Origin of the sequence: Paraburkholderia sp. GAS32, assembly GCF_050434225.1 — a bacterium.
GTDB lineage: Bacteria > Pseudomonadota > Gammaproteobacteria > Burkholderiales > Burkholderiaceae > Paraburkholderia > Paraburkholderia madseniana.
This window is the reverse complement of sequence record NZ_JBNPVS010000005.1, coordinates 132,985-153,339: the sequence shown is the minus strand read 5'-3', so window position 1 is coordinate 153,339 and position 20,355 is coordinate 132,985. Positions and strand designations below refer to the sequence as shown.

Annotated in this window: 22 protein-coding genes; 7 read left to right on the top strand and 15 right to left on the bottom strand. The window is 61.7% G+C overall.

Features of this window, described 5'->3' with window-relative positions; all coding sequences use genetic code 11:
* Window positions 1-53: 53 nt before the first annotated feature.
* From P3T25_RS08265 to P3T25_RS08230, 8 genes are all read right to left on the bottom strand, one after another.
* Window positions 54-1,439 (bottom strand): replicative DNA helicase, encoded by a 1,386-nt coding sequence (locus tag P3T25_RS08265; protein ID WP_063495982.1) that lies wholly within the window; start codon window positions 1,437-1,439, stop codon window positions 54-56.
* Between the two features lie 147 nt (window positions 1,440-1,586).
* Complete coding sequence (gene rplI / locus P3T25_RS08260) at window positions 1,587-2,039, bottom strand: 50S ribosomal protein L9 (protein WP_266238914.1); 453 nt, start codon at window positions 2,037-2,039, stop codon at window positions 1,587-1,589.
* 27 nt (window positions 2,040-2,066) lie between these two features.
* Window positions 2,067-2,342: a 30S ribosomal protein S18 gene (gene rpsR / locus P3T25_RS08255; RefSeq protein WP_012432802.1), complete on the bottom strand. Its 276-nt coding sequence runs from the start codon at window positions 2,340-2,342 to the stop codon at window positions 2,067-2,069.
* 2 nt (window positions 2,343-2,344) lie between these two features.
* Window positions 2,345-2,644: a primosomal replication protein N gene (priB, locus tag P3T25_RS08250; RefSeq protein ID WP_028196682.1), complete on the bottom strand. Its 300-nt coding sequence runs from the start codon at window positions 2,642-2,644 to the stop codon at window positions 2,345-2,347.
* Between the two features lie 51 nt (window positions 2,645-2,695).
* A complete protein-coding gene (gene rpsF, locus P3T25_RS08245) occupies window positions 2,696-3,070 on the bottom strand; it encodes a 30S ribosomal protein S6 (protein ID WP_006048823.1) in 375 nt (124 codons plus the stop codon).
* Between the two features lie 235 nt (window positions 3,071-3,305).
* Window positions 3,306-4,247 (bottom strand): anti-sigma factor family protein, encoded by a 942-nt coding sequence (locus tag P3T25_RS08240; protein ID WP_429357865.1) that lies wholly within the window; start codon window positions 4,245-4,247, stop codon window positions 3,306-3,308.
* Window positions 4,237-4,956: an RNA polymerase sigma factor gene (locus tag P3T25_RS08235; protein WP_233465010.1), complete on the bottom strand. Its 720-nt coding sequence runs from the start codon at window positions 4,954-4,956 to the stop codon at window positions 4,237-4,239. The genes P3T25_RS08240 and P3T25_RS08235 overlap by 11 nt, the downstream gene beginning before the upstream one ends.
* A gap of 119 nt (window positions 4,957-5,075) precedes the next feature.
* Entirely contained in the window at window positions 5,076-5,990 is a 915-nt protein-coding gene (locus P3T25_RS08230) for a LysR family transcriptional regulator (protein WP_154564816.1), read from the bottom strand.
* Between the two features lie 312 nt (window positions 5,991-6,302).
* Here P3T25_RS08230 and gcl point away from each other — a divergent pair, with 312 nt between their 5' ends.
* The 4 genes from gcl (at window position 6,303) to P3T25_RS08210 (ending at window position 10,904) form a co-directional block, all read left to right on the top strand.
* Window positions 6,303-8,078 (top strand): glyoxylate carboligase, encoded by a 1,776-nt coding sequence (gene gcl / locus P3T25_RS08225; protein WP_154564818.1) that lies wholly within the window; start codon window positions 6,303-6,305, stop codon window positions 8,076-8,078.
* A 110-nt stretch (window positions 8,079-8,188) separates the two neighbouring features.
* Window positions 8,189-8,998, top strand: coding sequence for a hydroxypyruvate isomerase (hyi, locus tag P3T25_RS08220; protein WP_266243181.1), 810 nt, complete (start codon window positions 8,189-8,191; stop codon window positions 8,996-8,998).
* Between the two features lie 57 nt (window positions 8,999-9,055).
* On the top strand, window positions 9,056-9,964 hold the full coding sequence (locus tag P3T25_RS08215) for a 2-hydroxy-3-oxopropionate reductase (protein ID WP_054034569.1): 909 nt from the start codon (window positions 9,056-9,058) through the stop codon (window positions 9,962-9,964).
* A gap of 538 nt (window positions 9,965-10,502) precedes the next feature.
* Window positions 10,503-10,904, top strand: coding sequence for a DUF3597 domain-containing protein (locus P3T25_RS08210; protein WP_154564822.1), 402 nt, complete (start codon window positions 10,503-10,505; stop codon window positions 10,902-10,904).
* A 158-nt stretch (window positions 10,905-11,062) separates the two neighbouring features.
* Here the strand turns inward: P3T25_RS08210 and P3T25_RS08205 are convergent, their stop codons facing one another.
* From P3T25_RS08205 to P3T25_RS08180, 6 genes are all read right to left on the bottom strand, one after another.
* Complete coding sequence (locus tag P3T25_RS08205) at window positions 11,063-12,106, bottom strand: asparaginase (RefSeq protein WP_266243184.1); 1,044 nt, start codon at window positions 12,104-12,106, stop codon at window positions 11,063-11,065.
* Between the two features lie 224 nt (window positions 12,107-12,330).
* Window positions 12,331-13,257, bottom strand: a complete 927-nt coding sequence (locus tag P3T25_RS08200) for a CysB family HTH-type transcriptional regulator (RefSeq protein WP_074284329.1) — start codon at window positions 13,255-13,257, stop codon at window positions 12,331-12,333.
* Window positions 13,258-13,352: 95 nt separating this feature from the next.
* Window positions 13,353-14,411, bottom strand: coding sequence for a sulfate/molybdate ABC transporter ATP-binding protein (locus P3T25_RS08195; protein WP_154564826.1), 1,059 nt, complete (start codon window positions 14,409-14,411; stop codon window positions 13,353-13,355).
* Entirely contained in the window at window positions 14,411-15,424 is a 1,014-nt protein-coding gene (gene cysW, locus P3T25_RS08190) for a sulfate ABC transporter permease subunit CysW (protein WP_154564828.1), read from the bottom strand. Before cysW ends, P3T25_RS08195 begins: the two co-directional genes overlap by 1 nt.
* Window positions 15,421-16,329, bottom strand: coding sequence for a sulfate ABC transporter permease subunit CysT (cysT, locus tag P3T25_RS08185; protein WP_266261919.1), 909 nt, complete (start codon window positions 16,327-16,329; stop codon window positions 15,421-15,423). Before cysT ends, cysW begins: the two co-directional genes overlap by 4 nt.
* A gap of 152 nt (window positions 16,330-16,481) precedes the next feature.
* On the bottom strand, window positions 16,482-17,531 hold the full coding sequence (locus P3T25_RS08180) for a sulfate ABC transporter substrate-binding protein (RefSeq protein WP_266243192.1): 1,050 nt from the start codon (window positions 17,529-17,531) through the stop codon (window positions 16,482-16,484).
* Between the two features lie 315 nt (window positions 17,532-17,846).
* Between P3T25_RS08180 and lexA the strand changes: the two genes are divergently transcribed.
* The 3 genes from lexA (at window position 17,847) to P3T25_RS08165 (ending at window position 19,705) form a co-directional block, all read left to right on the top strand.
* Window positions 17,847-18,497 carry a transcriptional repressor LexA gene (lexA, locus tag P3T25_RS08175; RefSeq protein WP_054034573.1) on the top strand — a complete coding sequence of 217 codons (651 nt, stop codon included), beginning with the start codon at window positions 17,847-17,849 and terminating at the stop codon, window positions 18,495-18,497.
* 58 nt (window positions 18,498-18,555) lie between these two features.
* A complete protein-coding gene (locus tag P3T25_RS08170) occupies window positions 18,556-18,900 on the top strand; it encodes a hypothetical protein (protein ID WP_154564834.1) in 345 nt (114 codons plus the stop codon).
* Window positions 18,901-19,063: 163 nt separating this feature from the next.
* Window positions 19,064-19,705 carry a DUF2939 domain-containing protein gene (locus tag P3T25_RS08165; protein WP_266243196.1) on the top strand — a complete coding sequence of 214 codons (642 nt, stop codon included), beginning with the start codon at window positions 19,064-19,066 and terminating at the stop codon, window positions 19,703-19,705.
* Window positions 19,706-19,837: 132 nt separating this feature from the next.
* Here the strand turns inward: P3T25_RS08165 and P3T25_RS08160 are convergent, their stop codons facing one another.
* Window positions 19,838-20,305 carry a universal stress protein gene (locus P3T25_RS08160; RefSeq protein WP_054034575.1) on the bottom strand — a complete coding sequence of 156 codons (468 nt, stop codon included), beginning with the start codon at window positions 20,303-20,305 and terminating at the stop codon, window positions 19,838-19,840.
* Window positions 20,306-20,355 lie beyond the last annotated feature (50 nt).

Genomic DNA, 20,355 nt, shown 5'->3' with positions numbered 1-20,355 from the left:
CTTTTGAAAGCACCGTTACAACAGGCGCTTCACTTATCTCTTCACTTATCTCTTCACTCGCTGTAGAAATTCTGCGCACCGGCAAAATTGTCGAACTTCGTGAATTGGCCGTGGAACGTAAGGCGAACAGGGCCGATCGGACCATTCCGCTGTTTACCGATGATAATCTCCGCCGTGCCCTTGTCCGGGCTGTCCGGGTTGTACACCTCATCGCGGTAAATGAACAGAATGACGTCCGCATCCTGCTCGATAGCGCCGGATTCGCGCAAGTCGGACATGATCGGCCGCTTGTTCGGGCGCTGCTCAAGACCCCGGTTGAGCTGCGACAACGCGATCACGGGTACGTCGAGTTCTTTGGCGAGACTCTTCAGCGAACGCGAGATTTCCGAGATTTCGGTCGCACGGTTTTCACCCGACGACGAACCGCTCATCAGTTGCAAATAGTCGATGATGATCAGGCCGAGCTTGCCGCACTGGCGCGACAGCCGACGCGCGCGGGAGCGCAATTCCATCGGGTTCAGGCCGCCGGTTTCGTCGATGAAAATCTGCGCCTCGCTCATTTTCTGCACCGCGTGCGTGAGCTTCGGCCAATCCTCGTCAGTCAGACGCCCGGTCCGCATGCGGTGCTGGTCGAGCCGGCCGACCGAGCCCAGCATACGCATGGTGAGCTGCGAGCCCGGCATTTCCATGGAGAACACGGCGACCGGCAGGCCGTACTCGACCGCCACATATTCGCCGACGTTCATCGAAAACGCCGTCTTACCCATCGACGGGCGCCCTGCCACGATGATCAGCTCACCACCGTGCATGCCCGAAGTCATGCGATCCAGATCGACGAAGCCAGTCGGCGTGCCGGTCACATCGCTCGGATTGGCGGTGTGATACAGCGTGTCGATCCGCTCGACCACCTCGGTCAGGAGCGGCCCGATCTCCAGGAAGCCCTGCGTGCCACGCGCGCCGTCTTCAGCGATCGAAAACACCTTCGATTCGGCCTCGTCCAGCAACTGGCGGACTTCCTTGCCCTGCGGATTGAAAGCGTCGGCGGAAATTTCGTCGGCCACGGATACGAGGCGGCGCAGCACCGCACGATCGCGCACGATTTCCGCGTAGCGGCGGATATTGGCCGCGCTTGGCGTGTTCTGCGCCAGCGCGTTCAGGTACGCCAGACCGCCGACCTCTTCCGCCTTGCCCGAGGTGCCGAGCGCCTCATACACGGTAATCACGTCGGCCGGACGCGTCGCCGCGATCAGCTTGCCGATGTGCTCGAAAATGATGCGGTGGTCGTATCGGTAAAAATCGCTCTGTGACAGGAAGTCGGCGATGCGGTCCCATGCCGCGTTGTCGAGCAGCAGGCCGCCCAGCACCGACTGCTCGGCTTCGATCGAATGCGGCGGGACTTTCAGCGACTCGATTTGGGGATCTTTGGACGGTGCGTTCATGGAGAGGAATTATCGGGGTAAATGCGCGCGGAGGGAAATCAAAAACCGATACTTCGGTGCATCGAAAACGGGCAATAAAAAAGGCAGGGGCCGGTCACCCGGCCCCTGCCTTTTGCCAGCAACAACCTGGCAGATGCTACTACATGCTTAGACGTGTTCGCCGATCACAGCCACGTTGACATCGACGAGAACGTCGGTGTGCAGCGAGACCTGAACAGCGTGGTCGCCAACCAGCTTCAGCGGGCCTTCCGGCAGACGCACTTGCGCCTTTTCCACTGCGAAGCCTTGCTTAACCAGTGCGTCAGCGATGTCCGCGTTCGTCACCGAACCGAACAGACGGCCGTCGACGCCAGCCTTCTGATTGATCTGAACCGTCGAGCCTGCCAGCTTTTCGCCTTGAGCTTGAGCGGCAGCCAGCTTTTCAGCGGCGATCTTTTCGAGTTCTGCGCGGCGAACTTCGAATTCAGCCAGGGCTTCCTTCGTTGCACGGCGAGCTTGCTTGTTCGGGATCAGGAAGTTACGTGCGTAACCGTCCTTGACCTTCACGATATCGCCCAGGTTGCCCAGATTGACGACTTTTTCCAGAAGAATAATTTGCATTCGGATACTCCTTATCGCGTCGTCGGGTTAGGCCTTGTGCTGGTCGGTGTACGGCACCAGCGCGAGGAAACGTGCGCGCTTGATTGCCGTATCCAGCTGGCGTTGATAGTGCGACTTCGTACCCGTGAGACGCGCCGGCGTGATCTTGCCGTTTTCGCCGATGAAGTCCTTCAGCGTTTCGAGGTCCTTGTAGTCGATGTGATCGACGTTAGCGGCCGTGAAACGGCAGAACTTCTTGCGCTTGAAGAGCGGATTTTGTTGCTGACGACGCTTGTCGAATTTCTTACCAGTCGGGCGGGGCATGTTCAGTCCTTTCCAATGTCCTGCAATTCTGTGATGTGAAATACCAGAGTTCTTGCGTTGCGGTGCTTTTTCGCCAGAAAGCCTGTGAAGAGCGTTTCTACGCCCATCTGACAGCCTTCCAGCTTACCGCTCGCCTCACCTGCGGCTACCGCCTGCATGGTCAGTTCGACTTGCCGGGCAATGCCGGCTTCGACGACTTCCGTGCGGTGGTGCAACGTGCAGCCTGCAATCGGAACGCCGGCGGGGGTATACCGCACCGGTTCGCGTTCGACGACGCTGGCCGTAAGTTGCAGCCGATTCATGTAGCCTTTGGCGAGAGCGACGCTTTCGTCTGGTAGCTTAAATAGTGTGTCTTAAGCCTGCGCTTCGGACGGTTGCGTAGCAGCCGACTTCTTGGCTTCTTCGCGCTGCACTTCCTTCATCATCGGCGACGGGCCGGTTTCGGCCTTCTTCATCTTGACGATCAGGTGACGCAGAACCGCGTCATTGAACTTGAATGCGTGTTCCAGCTCGTCGAGCGTGGTTTGGTCGCATTCGATGTTCATGCAGACGTAGTGAGCCTTCGCGAGTTTCTCGATCATGTAGGCCAGTTGGCGACGGCCCCAGTCTTCGATACGGTGGATCTGGCCACCGTGCGAGGTGATCGTGCTCTTGTAACGCTCGATCATGGCGGGCACTTGCTCGCTCTGATCGGGGTGCACAATAAAGACGATTTCATAATGACGCATACACACTCCTTGTGGACTTGTGGATTAGAGCCACCCGGGCGTCTGAACCGGTGTGGCAAGTGAGAAGCCGAAGAGTGTAACGCGATTAGGGCCGGGTTGCAAGATATCCCGTTAATCCGGCACGCGAATCGGTTGTGTTTTCAAGGGTTTAGGACGAAGCGGATAAACGGGGACAAACGGCCGCCGCGCGTGCGCGCCCGGAAAAATCCCCCCGGATCGCGCACGCTGAGCCCGCTCAGCCCCCCTCAGTCTGCTCGCTGCCGCCCGCCAGACGGGCTTTCAGCGCCGTTTCGAGCCCGCGGAGCGCGTCCGGCGCGGCGTCGGTGACGGCCCACCAGGTCATCCCCTGCGCGTTCCAGTGCGCAAGCGAGTAACCCTCGCGGGTCTGCGCCATCGAAAGTCCAGCGGCGGCTTCTCGTCCAGCATCGGCGGAGCGCGCTTCCGGAAACACGTAGACGTCGATGATGTGCTTCTGATAGCGGTACACCAGCACCGCCACCCGCTGATGCGCGATGTAATCCAGGCGGCCGCCTTCAAGCGGAAAACCGTTCGCCGCGAGGTCCTCGACCGGCGGCGAATAGTCGATCCGGCCGTTGAACCACGGCTTCACCGTGTGCCGATCAGTCGAAATGACGTCGATGTCGTGGCCGGACATTTGCGCCCGCACATGGCTTTCGACCAGTTCATCGGAAAACCCGCCGCCTTGCGTCGGACGATGCTGGTTCATTGTCACGCCCACCGCCACCGCACCTAGCGCGACCACCAGCGCGACGAGCCAGCCCTGCCCGATCGTTGCGCCTGAGCCTGAGCCTGAGCCTGAGCCTACGCCGCCGCCCGGCCGCCCCATCGCACCTTGCGGACGCAGCCAGCCATTCAGCCAGTTACCCAGCCAGTTTCGCTTCGGCCTCGGCTGTGCAGCGGCCCGCGGAGCTTCTACGGGCTCGTCGACGACGGTGTCGCCCGCCGGGAGGGCAGCAAGAATCCGCGCCCGCAGGGCATCCGGTGCCCGGTAATAAGGCTGTGCGCGCAGCGAAGCGCTCAACGTATGCAGATTTTCGCTTTCGCGCCGACAGGCGTCGCAGCTCTCGATATGCTGCTGGACGCGCTGAGCATCCGGCGCGGGCAATTCATGGTCGGCGTTCGCATCGAGGAGCGGCCGCGCTTCGTTACAGTCCATCTGGCGTCTCCTGAGTTAAGCCGGCAGCGCTCGCGCCGGGGTTGTTGGATGGACGGCCGTTGGAAGCCGCCCGGAGTGGCGTGACAGAAGCCGTGGGTGCCGCGCAGGCACCCGGCGCCGTGGCTCGCGGCGGACTTCCACCGCCCTGCTTCGCCATCAGCAGCGCGGCCAGCTTGCGCCTGCCCCGTGCGAGCCGCGACATCACCGTGCCGATCGGCACATCGGCGACCATCGCGATCTCGCGATAACCCATTTCTTCGAGCTCCCGCAGGATCAGCACCTCCCGATACTCGACCGGCAACTGCGCCAGCGCCTCGTGCACGAGCTTCGTGTCTTCATCGCGGATCAGGAGCGTCTGCGGATCGGCGCCGCCCGCGCTCCAGCCTTCGAAGGTCGCCTCGTCCATGGTGTCGTCGAACTCGACCACCTCGTGCGACGACGCGCGCCGCCGCCATTCCGTGTACCAGGTGCGGCGCACGATCGCCAGCAGCCACGGCCGCGCGGAGTCGCCACGGAACGTGTCGAAGAAACGAAACGCGCGCATGAATGCTTCCTGCACGACGTCGTCGGCATCGTTGGCGTTGCCGCACAGCCAGCGTGCAAGGTTGTACGCGGCGTCGAGATGCGGGAGCGCCAGTTCCTGAAAACGGCGGTTCCTCGCTACATCGGCGTCGTGCGCGCGGGCGGCATTTGAATCGGGTTGACCCACCTCGGCCCTCCGGGGCATTGCGGCTAAGCTGTTGACTCGTCATCCAACATGACCGGCTGCATACCGAGTTTATTCCCGCCTTCGCGTGAAATCCGCGAAAAATTACCTTACCCCCGCACTCAGTAGGTCGGACGACTCCAGTAATCCTCGCTGGCATACACCTCTTTCAGATAGTCGATGAAGTAGCGCACCTTGGCCGGCACGTAACGCTGCTGCGGATAGACCGCCAGAATGTCGTAGTCGGGCAGCGCGAATTCATCCAGCACCGTTTCCAGCTCGCCGCGCGCCAGTTGCTGCTGGATTTCCCACGTGGAGCGCCAGCCGAGACCGAGCCCTTCGGACACCCAGCGATGCAGCAGTTCGCCGTCGTTACAGTCGAGCGTGCCGCCTACCCGCACCGTCGCCAGCTTGCCATTGCGGCGGAAGTACCAGCCGCGGTTCTGCCCGCCTTGCAGGTTGAACGCGAGGCAATTGTGCTGCGGCAGATCTTCGAGCGTTTTCGGCTTGCCGTATTTGCGGAAATATTCCGGTGTGCCGCACACCACGCGCCGGTTCGACGCCAGCTTCACCGCGACGAAATTCGGATCGACCGCGCCGCCGATCCGGATCGACAGGTCGTACCCCTCGCGCACCAGGTCCACGACCCGGTCGGTCAGGTTGAAAGACACCTGCAATTCCGGCTTGTCGGCGAGAAAAGCCGGCGCAAGCGGCGCGACGTGCTTGCGCCCGAAGGCGGCCGGCGCCGACACGATCAGATGGCCGTTCACCGCGCGCCGTCCGGCGCTCAGTTCGTTTTCCGCCTGGTCCCATTCGGTCAGCAAGCCGCGGCAGCGCTCGAGAAACGCCGCGCCGTCTTCGCTCACCACGAGGCGCCGCGTCGAGCGGTACATCAGCTTCACGCCGAGGCGCTTTTCCAGCGCGTCAATACGGCGCCCGAGAATCACCGGCGACACCCCCTCTTCCAGCGCGGCCGCCGCGAGACTGCCCGCGTCGGCGACCCGCACGAAAGTTTCGATTTGTTTGAAGCGGTCCATTTTTTGTCTCCTGTGTCGACCGGAGTTAGCGCTTTAGCTGTCGACCGGAGTTAGCGCTTTAGCGCGCTACTCGGGTCCCATGCAGAGCACTTACTCCGGTCCCATGCAAGCGGGTTGCAACCGCCTTGCGCGCCGCCCCTGCCCCGAGGCTAACGCATTCCATACTTTTTGTTTCGAAATAAGCGACCTCGACTGATCTTATCAAACCTTTAGGTGAAGCCTACAGTTCGATCAACACCTTGTGGTTTGCACATCCGTGAGCGAATTCGTTACCCCACTTATTCGCCAACCCCAGACATTCAGGAGACATTCATGGCCAAAATGAGAGCCGTCGACGCAGCCGTGCTGGTGCTCGAAAAAGAAGGCATCAACACCGCATTCGGCGTTCCGGGCGCTGCAATCAACCCGTTCTACTCGGCCATGCGCAAGGCAGGCAGCATCAGCCACGTGCTGGCGCGTCACGTCGAAGGTGCGTCGCACATGGCCGAAGGCTATACGCGCGCCCAGCCGGGCAATATCGGCGTGTGTATCGGCACCTCGGGCCCTGCCGGCACCGACATGATCACCGGTTTGTACTCGGCTCAGGCTGACTCGATTCCTATTCTGGCTATCACGGGCCAGGCGCCGCGTGCGCGTCTGTACAAGGAAGACTTCCAGGCCGTCGATATCGAATCGATCGCCAAGCCGGTCACCAAGTGGGCCGTCACCGTGCGCGAACCGGCGCTGGTGCCGCGCGTGTTCCAACAGGCCTTCCACCTGATGCGCTCGGGCCGTCCGGGTCCGGTGCTGGTCGACTTGCCGATCGACGTGCAACTCGCGGAAATCGAATTCGACATCGACACGTACGAGCCGCTGCCGGTCTACAAGCCGAAAGCGACCCGCAAACAAATCGAAGCCGCGTTGAAGCTTTTGAATGACGCTGAAAAGCCGTTGATCGTCTCGGGTGGCGGCGTGCTGAACGCAGCCGCTGAAGACCTGCTGGTCGAATTCGCCGAAACCGTCGGCGTGCCGGTGATCCCGACGTTGATGTCGTGGGGCGCGATTCCCGACGACCATCCGCTGATGGCCGGCATGGTCGGCTTGCAAACGTCGCACCGCTACGGCAACGCGACGATGCTCGCCTCCGACTTCGTGCTCGGCATCGGCAACCGCTGGGCGAACCGTCACACGGGCAGCGTCGAGGTTTACACCAAGGGCCGTAAGTTCGTGCATGTGGACATCGAGCCGACGCAGATCGGCCGCGTGTTCGGCCCGGATCTCGGCATCGTGTCGGACGCGAAAGCCGCGCTCGAACTGTTCGTTGAAATAGCGAAGGAATGGAAGGCCGCCGGCAAGCTGAAGGACCGCAGCGCATGGGTCGTCGATTGCCAGCAACGCAAGAAGACGATGCTGCGCAAGACGCACTTCGACAACGTGCCGATGAAGCCGCAGCGCGTGTACGAAGAAATGAACCAGGTGTTCGGCCGCGATACGTGCTACGTGAGCACGATCGGTTTGTCGCAGATCGCCGGCGCGCAATTCCTGCACGTCTACAAGGCGCGCAACTGGATCAACTGCGGCCAGGCAGGCCCGCTCGGCTGGACGATTCCGGCAGCGCTCGGCGTGCGTGCAGCAGACCCGCAACGTCCGATCGTCGCACTCTCGGGCGACTACGACTTCCAGTTCATGATCGAAGAACTGGCAGCCGGTGCGCAATTCAAGCTGCCGTACGTGCACGTGGTGGTAAACAACTCGTACCTTGGCCTGATCCGCCAGGCACAGCGCGCGTTCGATATGGACTTCTGCGTGCAGCTCGGCTTCGAGAACATCAACTCGCCGGAGACGAACGGCTACGGCGTGGACCACGTTGCGGTTGCCGAAGGCCTGGGTTGCAAGGCGATCCGCGTGTTCAAACCGGAAGAACTTAAGCCGGCCCTGCTGAAAGCGCAATCGATGCTCTCCGAGTTCAACGTGCCGGTGATCGTCGAAGTGATCCTCGAACGTGTGACCAACATTTCGATGGGCACCGAAATCGACGCGATCAACGAGTTCGAAGAACTGGCCGAGAAGCGCGAAGACGCGCCGACGGCAATCAGCATGCTCGACTGAGCTTTCCGACTTTGCAGTAGATGAGCGCGATTCAGCCGCGTAGCAATTCAACGCAACTGAATCGCCTCATGAAGTTATTCCACTGACCGACCAGCGAGACAAAAAGCACCATGCCGAAATTTGCAGCGAATCTCACCATGCTGTTCAACGAAGTCCCGTTCCTCGACCGCTTTACGGCAGCAGCGGACGCGGGCTTCAGCGCCGTCGAATTCCTGTTTCCGTATCCGTATCAGATCGCTGAATTGAGCGAACGTCTGCAGCAGAACCGTTTGAAACTCGTGTTGCACAATCTGCCCGCGGGCAACTGGGAGGCGGGTGAGCGCGGCATCGCGTGCCTGCCGGATCGCGTGGGCGAGTTTCAGGAAGGTGTCGGCCGCGCGATCGAATACGCGAAAGCCCTGAAGGTGCCGCAACTGAACTGCCTCGTCGGCATTCCGACTGCGGGCGTCGATGCGGACAAGGCACGCTCGACGATCGTCGACAATCTGCGCTTCGCCGCCGGCGAACTGAAAAAAGCCGGCATCAAGCTGCTGGTCGAGCCGTGCAATTCGTACGACATCCCCGGCTTCGCGCTGAACCGTTCGGGCGAAGGCCTCGACGTGATTCGCGCGGTGGGGTCGGACAATCTGTTCCTGCAATACGACATCTATCACATGCAACGGATGGAAGGCGAACTCGCGGCAACGATCAAAAAGAATCTGCCGCAGATCGCGCACATCCAGCTCGCCGACAACCCCGGCCGTAACGAACCGGGCACCGGCGAAATCAACTACCCGTTCCTGTTCGACCTGCTCGACTCGCTCGGCTACGAAGGCTACGTCGGTTGCGAATACAAACCGCGCACGACCACCGCCGCCGGCCTCGGCTGGGTGCAGAGCGTGGCCGGGCAAACCCGCGGCGCAGCCCACGCCGCTGCCTGATCGAATCATTGATCGGCTTAGGCATATCACCCCAAACAACACTGGAGATTTAGACACATGGCAAAGATCGGTTTCATCGGCCTCGGCATCATGGGCGCGCACATGGCGCGCAACCTCATCAAGGGCGGTCATTCGCTGTTCGTGAATGGCGCTTATCCGGTGCCGGAAGATCTGAGCAAGACGACCACCGTGGTCGCCAATTCGACCGCAGTCGCACAAGCCGCCGACATCGTCATCATCATGGTGCCGGACACGCCTGACGTCGCCAACGTGCTGTTCGCGGACGACGGCGTCGCTGCCGGCCTCACGCAGGGCAAGCTGGTGATCGACATGAGCTCGATCTCGCCGCTCGACACGCAAGCCTTTGCGAAGAAGATCAACGCCCTCGGCGTCGACTACCTGGATGCACCGGTCTCGGGCGGCGAAGTCGGCGCGCGCGAAGCGTCGCTGACGATCATGGTCGGCGGTCCGGAAAAAGCGTTCGCGCTGGCCAAGCCGCTGTTCGAACTGATGGGCAAGAACATCTCGCTGATCGGCGACAACGGCGCGGGTCAAACCTGCAAGGTCGCGAACCAGATCATCGTCGCGCTGAACATCGAAGCGGTTGCTGAAGCGCTGCTGTTCGCGTCGCGCTCGGGCGCCGATCCGGAACGTGTGCGCAAGGCATTGATGGGCGGCTTCGCTTCGTCGCGCATTCTCGAAGTGCATGGCGAGCGTATGACCAAGCGTAAGTTCGATCCGGGTTTCCGCATCGAATTGCACCAGAAGGATCTGAACCTCGCACTCGACGGCGCACGCAAGCTGGGTATCGCCCTGCCGCATACGGCAAGCGCGCAGCAACTGTTCAGCGTATGCGCAGCGAATGGCGGCAAGGCATGGGATCACTCAGCAATGGTGCGCGCGCTCGAAATCATGGCGAACTACGAAGTCGCGCAAGCGCCGGGTAGCGAAGCCAAGGCAGCTTAAGCAACAACAAGGTTGCAGTGACGGTTGCGATTTCAACGTGACCGTCGTGGCGACCGCAGGTGGGGCGCCCGGTTCGTCGTGCGGCATGCATGGCGGAACGGGCAAATCGTGCCGCTCTGGGCTGAGAGCGGCAAGTGGGGTCCGCAGCGGCACCCGGCGGCGCCGGGGAAGCCTTGGTCGGTCAGACGTCGTCGTCGGGTGTCCGGCTGTCGGATTTCAAATTTATGCGTTTTCCGCCAATCTCTCGCAGCGGCTGCATCATGCACGCCGCCTGCCCGCACCTCTCCTTGCAGGTGTGCTCGCAAGTCTGCTTGCATTTGCTTGCAACTCCGCGCCCGCAGCACGACCTTTTTTGACACATCCCTCCACGCTTTTCTCCTACACTCGTTGAGTCTGGTTGCTGGCGTATCAGCGTTCACGTGTGGCTTGCCGATCATTGCAGCGCATGTGCTCTGTTTCATTCGCCCGATTCGCAACCAGAGTTCAACCCGTGAGCGGAATGTGCTTGCGCCGGTAACCCCTCTGCAAAGGATTCAGCATGAGTATCTTTGGTGACATCGTAAACAAGCTCTTCGGCAAAGCGAAGCCCGACCAGCCTGCGCCTGCGGTTGAGCCGACACCGGATCCGGCAGCGGCACAAGCTGCCGCACCGGACGCTGCACCGGCACCGCCGCCGCTGACTGACGTCGACGTCGCTGTCGTCATGGACCAGTTCGTGAGTGAGAGCGGGCAAACGTTGAACTGGCGCACGTCGATCGTCGACACGCTGAAAGCGCTCGGCGTCGACAGCAGCCTCGAGCATCGCAAGCAACTCGCACAGGAACTGAAGTACAGCGGCGACACGAACGATTCGGCGAGCATGAACATCTGGCTGCACAAACAGGTGATGCAAGCGCTGGCGGCGAACGGCGGGAAGCTGCCTCCGGATCTGGCGGGCTAACTGCTTGCCGGCGTCGCCTGTTTCCGGCGACAGCCATAAACCTTGAGCTGAAACGACAACGCGGCGCTCGGGTCGATGACCTGGCGCCGCGTTGTCATTCAAGCTTCATGTGCGGGACACGGTTCTGACTTTGAACCGGGATGCCCGTGCTCAATCAATCAGTACGTATCGAAAGTCTTCTGCAACGCAACCGGCCCTGTGCCGCCCGCGGCCAATGCCAGCATCAGCAGCACGCGCGCCTTGTACGGATTCAGCGAACCTGCGCTGACGAAACCGAGTGCGTCGTCGGCGGCCGCGCCGTTGCGCATCACATGCCCTGAACCCACGCGCGACGCACGCACCACCACGACGCCTTGCGAAGCGGCATCGGCCAGCGCCTGCTGCACCGAAGCGTGAATCGAGCCGTTACCCGTGCCCGCCACGACGATACCGCGCACACCAGCAGCAACCAACGCATCCACGGCAATGCGCGAGACGCCCGCATAACTCGCGACGATCTCCACGTGCGGCCACTTCGCGCCGATCACGAATTCGGTCGCGAGCGTATGCGGACGGACCACGCCGCGCTGGAATTCGACGCGACCGTCCTGCACCCAGCCGAGCGCGCCAATATCCGGAGACTGGAAGGCATCGACCGCATACGTGCTCGTCTTGATCACGTCGCGTGCGCTGTGAATCTTGTTGTTGAACGCCACCAGCACGCCCTGCCCGCGCGAACCGGCATTCGCCGCGACCGTCACGGCGTTCAGCAGATTCAGCGGACCATCGGCGGACAGCGCCGACGCCGGGCGCATGGCGGCGGTCAGCACGACCGGCTTATCCGACTTGATCGTCAGATGCAGCAGATAGGCGGTTTCTTCGAGCGTATCGGTGCCATGTGTAACCACCACGCCGTCGACGTCATCGTCGGCGAGCAGCGTGTTGATGCGTTGCGCGAGCGTGGTCCACAGCGACATTTCCATGTCTTTACTGTCGACGCTGGCAATCTGCTCGGGCGCGATGCGCGCCACCGTGGACAAGGCCGGCACCTCGGCCAGCAATTGCTCGACGCCGACCACACCGGCCTGATAGCCCGATGTGTTGGTCGCGTCCGCGGCCGCGCCGGCGATCGTGCCGCCGGTCGCCAGCACGGCGATGCGTGGCAGCAGCGGCGTGGCGCCTTCGTCTGAAGGCGTGGTGGAGGAAGAAGTCAAAGTGTTCATGGCGGCGATTGTAAGCGATGCGCCGCGCGCTGCCATGCATGAAAAAACGGATACCCGTTCGTTTCGGAGCTGGATGAGGCCGGCGCTCCGTGCGCCACCAGTTTGCGCAGCGTCTACATCAAGGCCGGCCGCAGCTCGCTTGAAGATCGCACTTTTGGCGCCGCAATGAATTCACGCGGCGCCTTGCGTGCCCTGCGCCGAACCGCGACGATCCGGCGCAACCCTCAAACCGCTTCGCGCAACTGTGCGGCGATTTCCGCTTCATTCAACTGCGGCGCGAACATTTCGATCAGCCGGTACGCATACGCGCGCAGGAACGCACCCTTGCGCAAGCCGACCCGTGTCGTGCTCGCTTCGAACAGATGCTGCGTGTCCAGCGCGACCAGTTCCGTGTCGCGCTTCGGATCGTAGGCCATCGCGGCAACCACGCCAATGCCCATGCCGAGTTCGACGTACGTCTTGATCACGTCGGCATCGATGGCAGTCAACACGACATCAGGCAACGCACCCGCTTTCGCGAACGCCTGGTCGATGTGCGAGCGGCCCGTGAAGTCCTGGTCGTACGTGACGATCGGGAATTCGGCAATCTCGTCGAGCGTCAGATTCTCGCGGCCAACCAGCGGATGCCCCTTCGGCACCACCACGATGTGATGCCACGAATAGCACGGGAACGTGACGATATCGGGAAAGCGGTCGAGCGCTTCCGTCGAAATGCCGATGTCCGCTTCGCCGTTGATGATCATCTGCGCAATCTGTTGCGGGCTGCCCTGGCGCAACGCCAGATGCACCTTCGGGAACACCTCGGTGAATTGCCGAATCACCTTCGGCAGCGCGTAACGCGCCTGCGTGTGAGTCGTCGCCACGACGAGGTGGCCGCTGTCCTGATCGGCATACTGACGCGCGACGCGGCGCAGATTCTCCGCATCGAGCAACATCCGCTCGATCAACTGATGCACCGCCTTGCCCGGCTCGGTGAGGCCCGTCAGACGCTTGCCGCGCCGGATGAAAATATCGACGCCGAGCTCGTCCTCCAGATCCTTGATCTGTTTCGATACGCCCGACTGCGACGTGTACAACACGTTCGCCACCTCAGTCAGATTCATGTTCTGACGCACGGCCTCGCGCACAAAGCGCAATTGCTGAAAGTTCATCTGTATGTCTCCGGTTGAGCCAGAGTTGAGTTATTAGAGTTTGATTGAAACGCCGAGTGGTGTTGCGCTGCCTGTGTTGCTGCTCGTGGCGCCGCCTATTGCGCCGGAAATACGCGCAACGCGCGCGGCACAGCCGTCACGCCGTCGCCGATCGACAGTTGCAGATCGCGCCACGATTCGCGATCGAGTTCAGCCTCGAGCACATTGCCTTCGCGGCCCGCCAGTTCCACACGCACCGAGCCGCCGAGCGTGACCACGCGCCGCACGTCGACCACAATGCCTTCGCGATGGCCGGATGCTTGCGGATACAACTGCAGATCGTGCGGACGTACATAGGCGAACGCCGGCCCCTTGAAGTCAGCCTTGATCGCGACCGGCAACGCCGCGCCGTCGACCACGAAGCCGCTCGCATCCACGTTGCCATGCAGACGGTTCGCCGCGCCGAGAAACTCGTAGACGAACGAGGTTTGCGGATGGTCGTACACGTCCTGCGGACTGCCCACCTGCTCCACATGCCCACGATTCAACACGACAATACGGTCTGCCACTTCAAGCGCTTCTTCCTGATCGTGCGTGACAAAGATCGTCGAGATATGCAGATCGTCATGCAAACGACGCAGCCAGCTACGCAGTTCCTTGCGCACCTTCGCATCAAGCGCGCCAAACGGTTCGTCGAGCAGCAGGACCTTCGGTTCGACAGCGAGCGCACGCGCCAACGCAATCCGCTGGCGCTGACCACCCGACAATTCCGACGGGTAACGTTGCGCGAGCCAGTCGAGTTGCACGAGCTTCAGCAGTTCATGCACCTTCTCGCGAATCACCGCTTCCGAAGGCCGCTCCTTGCGGGGTTTCACACGCAAGCCGAACGCCACGTTCTCGAACACCGTCATATGACGGAACAGCGCGTAATGCTGGAACACGAAGCCGACTTCACGCTCGCGCGCGCCGACCGTCGCCACGTCCTGGCCTTGCAGCACGACCTGGCCGGCATCCGCGTATTCGAGGCCCGCAATCACACGCAGCAAGGTGGTCTTGCCACAACCCGACGGCCCGAGCAGCGCAACCAGCTCGCCCGGCGGAAAATCGAGCGAAACGTTGTCGAGCGCGACGAAATCGCCGAAGCGCTTTTGCAGGTTACGAACGGTGATACCCATTACAGCTCTCCTTGCTTGAGCGCGTGTTGATGCGATGCATGCGTTGCATTGACGGACTGTGAGGCGGATGGCGGCGTGACCGGCCCTGCATACGCCGGCACATCACGCGCGGCCGACAGTTCCGCCGACATATGGCGCTCGGCGAGCAGCTTCAGGCCGAGCGTTACGAGTGCGAGCAAGGCCAGCACCGACGCCACGGCGAACGCCGCCGAGAAGTTGTATTCGTTATAGAGAATTTCGACGTGCAGCGGCATCGTGTCGGTCTGGCCGCGAATGTGGCCGGACACCACCGACACCGCGCCGAACTCACCCATCGCCCGCGCGTTACACAGGATCACGCCGTACAGCAGGCCCCATTTCACGTTCGGCAGCGTGACGCGCCGAAAGATCTGCCAGCCCGATGCGCCGAGTACATGCGCGGCCTCTTCTTCGTCGTTGCCTTGCGCCTGCATCAGCGGAATCAATTCACGCGCGACGAACGGGAATGTGACGAAGATCGTCGCCAGCACGATGCCCGGCACCGCGAAGATGATCTGCACGTTATGGTCCTGCAGCCACGGGCCGAACCAGCCCTGCGCGCCGAACATCAGCACGTAGATCAAACCGGAGATCACCGGCGAGACCGAGAACGGCAGATCGATCAACGTGGTCAGCAATGCCTTGCCACGGAACTCGAACTTGGCGATACACCATGACGCCGCGAGGCCGAACACAAGATTCAGCGGCACAGCGATCGCAGCCGTGATCACGGTGAGCTTGATGGCCGACAACGCATCCGGATCGGCCAGCGATTCCAGATAGAAGCCGATGCCCTTGCTCAAGGCCTGATAGAACACGGCGACGAGCGGCACGACGAGAAACAACGCGAGAAACAGCAACGCGATGCCCGTCAGAATCCAGCGCACGACGGGTGGTTCGGTAACCGGATCGGGCCGGCGTGCAATATTGAGCGGCGCGCGCGGCGCCACGGCAACAGTCGTAGCATCCGCGCTATTCAAGGAGTTGCGGCTCATTGCACACCTCCGCCGACACCGACACCGATCGCCGCCACACTCGCTGCGGCAGGCGCCGGGCCTGCGCCGCCACGTCCCGTCCGGCGCTGCAGATACCACTGCAGCGTATTGATCAACAACAGCATCAGGAACGACACCACCAGCATTACGACCGCAATCGCGGTGGCGCCGGCGTAATCGTATTGTTCGAGCTTGGTAATGATCAGCAGCGACGTGATTTCCGATTTCATCGGCACGTTACCGGCGATGAAAATCACCGAGCCGTATTCGCCGAGCGCCCGCGCGAACGCCAGCGCGAAACCCGTGAGCAAGGCCGGGAACACCGCAGGCAGCACCACGCGCCGAAACGTCAGCCAACGCGACGCGCCGAGGCACGCAGCCGCCTCTTCCTGTTCGCGCTCGAACTCTTCGAGCACCGGCTGCACGGTTCGTACGACGAACGGCAAACCGATAAAGGTCAGCGCGATCAGCACGCCGGCCGGCGTGAAAGCGATCTTGATGCCGAGCGGTTCGAGAAACTGTCCGATCCAGCCGTTGCCCGCATACACCGCCGCAAGCGATATACCGGCCACAGAGGTCGGCAAAGCAAACGGCAGATCGACCACCGCGTCGACGATACGCTTGAAGGGAAAGGTATAACGCACCAGCACCCACGCAACCAGAAAGCCAAACACCGCGTTGATCAGCGCGCCACCGAGCGCAGAGAAAAACGTCAGGCGATACGACGCGAGCACGCGCGGCGAGCTGACCGCGCGCACGAACTGAGGCCAGTCAAGCGTCGCGGTCTTGAGAAAGGTCGCCGCAAGCGGAATCAGCACCACGAGGCTCAGATAAGCCACCGTGATGCCGAGTGTCAGGCCAAAACCGGGCAAGGCGCTCGGTTTTCGGAAGGTCAACGTCGTCATGCTCAGTACTCTTTCAGGGTTGAGGCCGGCGGCTCTTTTTTCGGCCGCCTGGCTGGCCAAAAAGCGCGCCTCGCCGGCACGCTTTCTGGCGAAGTGTGACTACGCGTTCAACTGCGGCGTCTAACTGCGCATCTCGTCTGGCTGACTACCCGTTACTGCGGCGAGTAGATCGAATCGAACACGCCGCCGTCGGCAAAGTGGGTCTTCTGCGCGTTCGCCCAGCCGCCGAACGAATCGTCCACCGTGTACAACTTCAGCTTCGGAAATTTCGAGGTCAGCTCGGCCGGCACCTTGTTCGAACGCGGACGGTAGAAGTTCTTCGCCGCGATTTCCTGACCTTCCTCGCTGTACAGAAAGTTCAGATACGCTTCCGCCACTTTGCGCGTGCCGTGCTTGTCGACCACCTTGTCCACCACCGCAACCGGCGGTTCAGCCAGAATGCTCACCGACGGCACCACGATTTCAAACTTGTCCGGACCGAACTCCTTCAGCGACAGGAACGCTTCGTTTTCCCACGCAATCAGCACGTCGCCGATACCGCGCTGCACGAAGCTGGTGGTCGCGCCACGCGCGCCCGAATCCAGCACGCCGGCATTCTTATAGAGCTTGCCGACGAACTCCTTCGCCTTCTGGTCGTTGCCACCCGGCTGATGTTCAGCATAGGCCCACGCGGCCAGGTAGTTCCAGCGCGCGCCACCCGAGGTCTTCGGATTCGGCGTGACGATCGACACACCCGGCTTGATCAGATCGTCCCAATCCTTGATGTGCTTCGGGTTGCCCTTGCGCACCAGAAACACGATCGTCGACGTGTACGGCGAGGCGTTGTCCGGCAAACGCTTTTGCCAGCCCTTGTCGAGCAAACCTTTGTTAGCCAGCGCGTCGATGTCATAGGCAAGCGCCAGCGTCACGACGTCCGCCTGCAAACCGTCCAGCACCGAGCGGGCTTGCGCACCCGAGCCGCCGTGCGACTGCTTGAAGGTGATCGTCTCGCCCGTTTTCGCCTTCCATTCCTTGCCGAATGCCTGGTTGACATCCTGGTACAGCTCGCGGGTCGGGTCGTACGACACGTTCAGCAGCGTCATGTCGGCTGCATGTGCCTGCACCGTGACGCCGACCGCGGCGATCGTACCGACTGCGCCGAATGCGAGCGCCGCGATAAGTTTTCTGGTCCTGCCTGCCAGCCCCGTGCCTTGATGGTTCATGCCAACTTTCTCCGCGTTGTGGTCCGCTGAAACAGCGTGTGGTGTTGTTCTACGTCGCGGTCACGTGCACATGAGCGCCAACTCGAAGGGCAGTCTATCGAAGAGCTTTCATCATTAAAAATAATGTTTCTTCATTCTTTAATACGCAAAAGTGGTAATGACGGCCGGATAAGGCGTTGCGACACGAAAACGGGTGTTGAAGCGTCCATTTACGACGCTGGAACGCCACCCCAGGACACGAACTTAAAGTAAAGCTTGAATTGCGCGGAATACTGTATAAAAATACAGGCACCTGTTCATACATACAGTGGCGCCATGACCAAACTCACCGCACGACAGCAGCAGGTTTTCGATCTGATCCGCCGGGCCATCGAACGCACCGGCTTTCCGCCCACCCGCGCGGAGATCGCCGCCGAGCTGGGTTTCAGCTCGGCCAACTCGGCAGAGGAGCATCTGCGCGCCCTCGCCCGCAAGGGCGTGATCGAACTGGCGGCCGGCGCATCGCGCGGCATTCGCCTGCTGGGCGGGTCGGAAGATTCGCCGTACCAGTTCACACTGCCGCACGCCAGCATCATGCAACTGTCGTTGCCGCTGATCGGCCGGGTTGCCGCGGGTAGCCCGATCCTCGCGCAGGAACATATCTCGCAGCACTATGCGTGCGACCCGGCGCTGTTCTCGAGCAAGCCGGACTACCTGCTGAAGGTGCGTGGGCTGTCCATGCGCGACGCGGGCATCTTCGACGGCGACCTGCTCGCGGTGCAGAAGAAAAGCGAAGCTAAAGATGGCCAGATCATCATCGCGCGGCTTGGCGACGATGTGACGGTCAAGCGCCTGAAGCGCCGGCCGAACGGCATCGAGCTGATCGCCGAGAACCCCGATTACGACAACATCTTCGTTGAAACCGGCAGCGCGGAGTTTGCGCTCGAGGGCATCGCCGTCGGGCTGATCCGCCCGGGCGAGTTCTAACTGCCCACGTGTTAGCCAACCCAAAGCTGCCCCAACGTTGAATCGCCTGGAGAGACTCATGGAACGCCTTGCCCGCCTGCTGCCTTTTCGCCAGTTTGGTCGTTTGCGTCATCTGCGCAAGCTGGTGCCGTGTTCGCTGATCGAGGCGTCCTCCGCCAGTACTCCATCGCTGTTTGATGCACCCGTCGGCGTACCGGGCTTGCCGTCGTCGTTGCCGGCTTTTGCTCGCGTGTCGTTGAACTCGGGGCTGAATACGGCTGAACCCGCGCGCCGCGCGCCGGTGCGCGTGTATCACGGGCCGTCGCGGCTGATCATGGTCGGCACGGTAGACGCGGTGTGCCGCATGATCGATCGTTGCATCGCAGATGAAGCCAACGTGCACGGCGCGGTGTTCGAGTCATAAACCGCACTGCGCGTGCACCGCATCCCATTGCGGCTTTACTACGCGCGACACCCGGCGTACGGTCGTTCACCCGCCCGCGCCTTTTCGGATATCGCATCGCCTGGGATCGTTTTTGCGTGGCCGCGGTCCACGTTAGATCACACCTGATGGAGAGTCCCACTCGATGGCAGTTTCAACACGCACGAAACGCAATGCCGCCCGACCACTGATCGTCACCTTGATTGTGATTGTGGTGATTGCCGCGTTGGGGTTCAGTTACGCGTCGCCTTACATGGCGCTGAATAAGCTCAAACGCGCAGCGGATGCGCGTGATGCGCAAACCGTCAATGAATACGTCGACTTTCCCGCGTTGCGCGAGAGCCTGAAGCAGCAAGTCACCGGCTTGTTGACGCGTCGGCTCGACGTGCAAGGCAACGGCAATCCGTTCGCGGCGATTGGCGCGATGATCGGCGTGGCCTTGATCGGCCCGCTGGTCGACGCTTATGCAACACCCGACGGCGTCGCGGCATTGCTGAACGGCATGCCACCGCGCGGCAACCCGGGCGAGCGCCCTCCTGTTCCGGCTGGCACCGACAATCCGCCGGCCGCAACGGCTCCTGCACAGGAACCAGCGCACCCTGCTACAGGTAACAACGCGAACAGCACCACGCCACCCCAACCGCCGCAAACCACGGCGGGCTATCGCGGCCTTAACGAGTTCGTCGTCAGCTATCAGCATGGCGCTGGTGACGCGCGTTACTCGGCGATTTTGCGGCGCGAAGGTTTGTTCACATGGAAGCTGGCGGCGGTCAATCTGAACGAGTGATCGCCCGGCGCTCGCTATCGACTTGAGCGTATGAGCGAATCACGGTTTGGCCGAAGCGAACGCGGCGACCGTTCGGCCACGTGGCTCATTCAACTCATTCAATCCAGTCCACGCGCTTCGCCCCGCCGTGCATCAGGCCGCCGCCGCTTGCTGCTGCTCCTGCGCGGAAGAGCACGCCACCAGAATGCTGCATGAGACCCGATCGAGCAGCGGGGTATTGCCCGCGCCCATCCACCATCGTGATAGCCCGGTGCGGCAACGATGGCCGACCACCACGAGGTCGACATGCAATTCGTTAGCAAGATTGGCGATCTCGTCGATCGGATGGCCAAACGCAAAATGTCCTTGCGCGGTCACGCCGCGTTCGGTGAGCCAGTCCACCCCTTCCTGCAGGATGTCGCGGGCTGTTTTTTCGAAGCTGCCGCAGGCCACATCAGTCAGCAGGCCCGCGCTTTGCGCAATGCTCGAGCGCATGTCAACCACTGATAGTAGGTGCGTTTCCGCCTTCAGATCCAACGCCAGGTCGGCGCCGCAACGTAACGCTTTGCGGCCTTCGCGCGAGCCGTCGTAGCACAGCAGGATTTTCTGGTAGCTCGCCATGATTTTTCTCCCATCCGCGAGGAACGCGGTCTGAATGAATCATGGTGCGC

Coding starts and splice junctions, on each gene's coding strand:
- rpsR (WP_012432802.1), bottom strand. CDS start 2,342: ATGCCCCGCCCGACTGGTAAGAAATTCGACAAGCGTCGTCAGCAACAA.
- P3T25_RS08160 (WP_054034575.1), bottom strand. CDS start 20,305: ATGGCGAGCTACCAGAAAATCCTGCTGTGCTACGACGGCTCGCGCGAA.
- cysT (WP_266261919.1), bottom strand. CDS start 16,329: ATGACGACGTTGACCTTCCGAAAACCGAGCGCCTTGCCCGGTTTTGGC.
- P3T25_RS08265 (WP_063495982.1), bottom strand. CDS start 1,439: ATGAACGCACCGTCCAAAGATCCCCAAATCGAGTCGCTGAAAGTCCCG.
- P3T25_RS08200 (WP_074284329.1), bottom strand. CDS start 13,257: ATGAACTTTCAGCAATTGCGCTTTGTGCGCGAGGCCGTGCGTCAGAAC.
- P3T25_RS08215 (WP_054034569.1), top strand. CDS start 9,056: ATGGCAAAGATCGGTTTCATCGGCCTCGGCATCATGGGCGCGCACATG.
- P3T25_RS08210 (WP_154564822.1), top strand. CDS start 10,503: ATGAGTATCTTTGGTGACATCGTAAACAAGCTCTTCGGCAAAGCGAAG.
- P3T25_RS08205 (WP_266243184.1), bottom strand. CDS start 12,106: ATGAACACTTTGACTTCTTCCTCCACCACGCCTTCAGACGAAGGCGCC.
- cysW (WP_154564828.1), bottom strand. CDS start 15,424: ATGAGCCGCAACTCCTTGAATAGCGCGGATGCTACGACTGTTGCCGTG.
- P3T25_RS08195 (WP_154564826.1), bottom strand. CDS start 14,411: ATGGGTATCACCGTTCGTAACCTGCAAAAGCGCTTCGGCGATTTCGTC.
- P3T25_RS08240 (WP_429357865.1), bottom strand. CDS start 4,247: ATGGACTGTAACGAAGCGCGGCCGCTCCTCGATGCGAACGCCGACCAT.
- rplI (WP_266238914.1), bottom strand. CDS start 2,039: ATGCAAATTATTCTTCTGGAAAAAGTCGTCAATCTGGGCAACCTGGGC.
- lexA (WP_054034573.1), top strand. CDS start 17,847: ATGACCAAACTCACCGCACGACAGCAGCAGGTTTTCGATCTGATCCGC.
- hyi (WP_266243181.1), top strand. CDS start 8,189: ATGCCGAAATTTGCAGCGAATCTCACCATGCTGTTCAACGAAGTCCCG.
- P3T25_RS08165 (WP_266243196.1), top strand. CDS start 19,064: ATGGCAGTTTCAACACGCACGAAACGCAATGCCGCCCGACCACTGATC.
- priB (WP_028196682.1), bottom strand. CDS start 2,644: ATGAATCGGCTGCAACTTACGGCCAGCGTCGTCGAACGCGAACCGGTG.
- P3T25_RS08180 (WP_266243192.1), bottom strand. CDS start 17,531: ATGAACCATCAAGGCACGGGGCTGGCAGGCAGGACCAGAAAACTTATC.
- rpsF (WP_006048823.1), bottom strand. CDS start 3,070: ATGCGTCATTATGAAATCGTCTTTATTGTGCACCCCGATCAGAGCGAG.
- P3T25_RS08230 (WP_154564816.1), bottom strand. CDS start 5,990: ATGGACCGCTTCAAACAAATCGAAACTTTCGTGCGGGTCGCCGACGCG.
- gcl (WP_154564818.1), top strand. CDS start 6,303: ATGGCCAAAATGAGAGCCGTCGACGCAGCCGTGCTGGTGCTCGAAAAA.
- P3T25_RS08170 (WP_154564834.1), top strand. CDS start 18,556: ATGGAACGCCTTGCCCGCCTGCTGCCTTTTCGCCAGTTTGGTCGTTTG.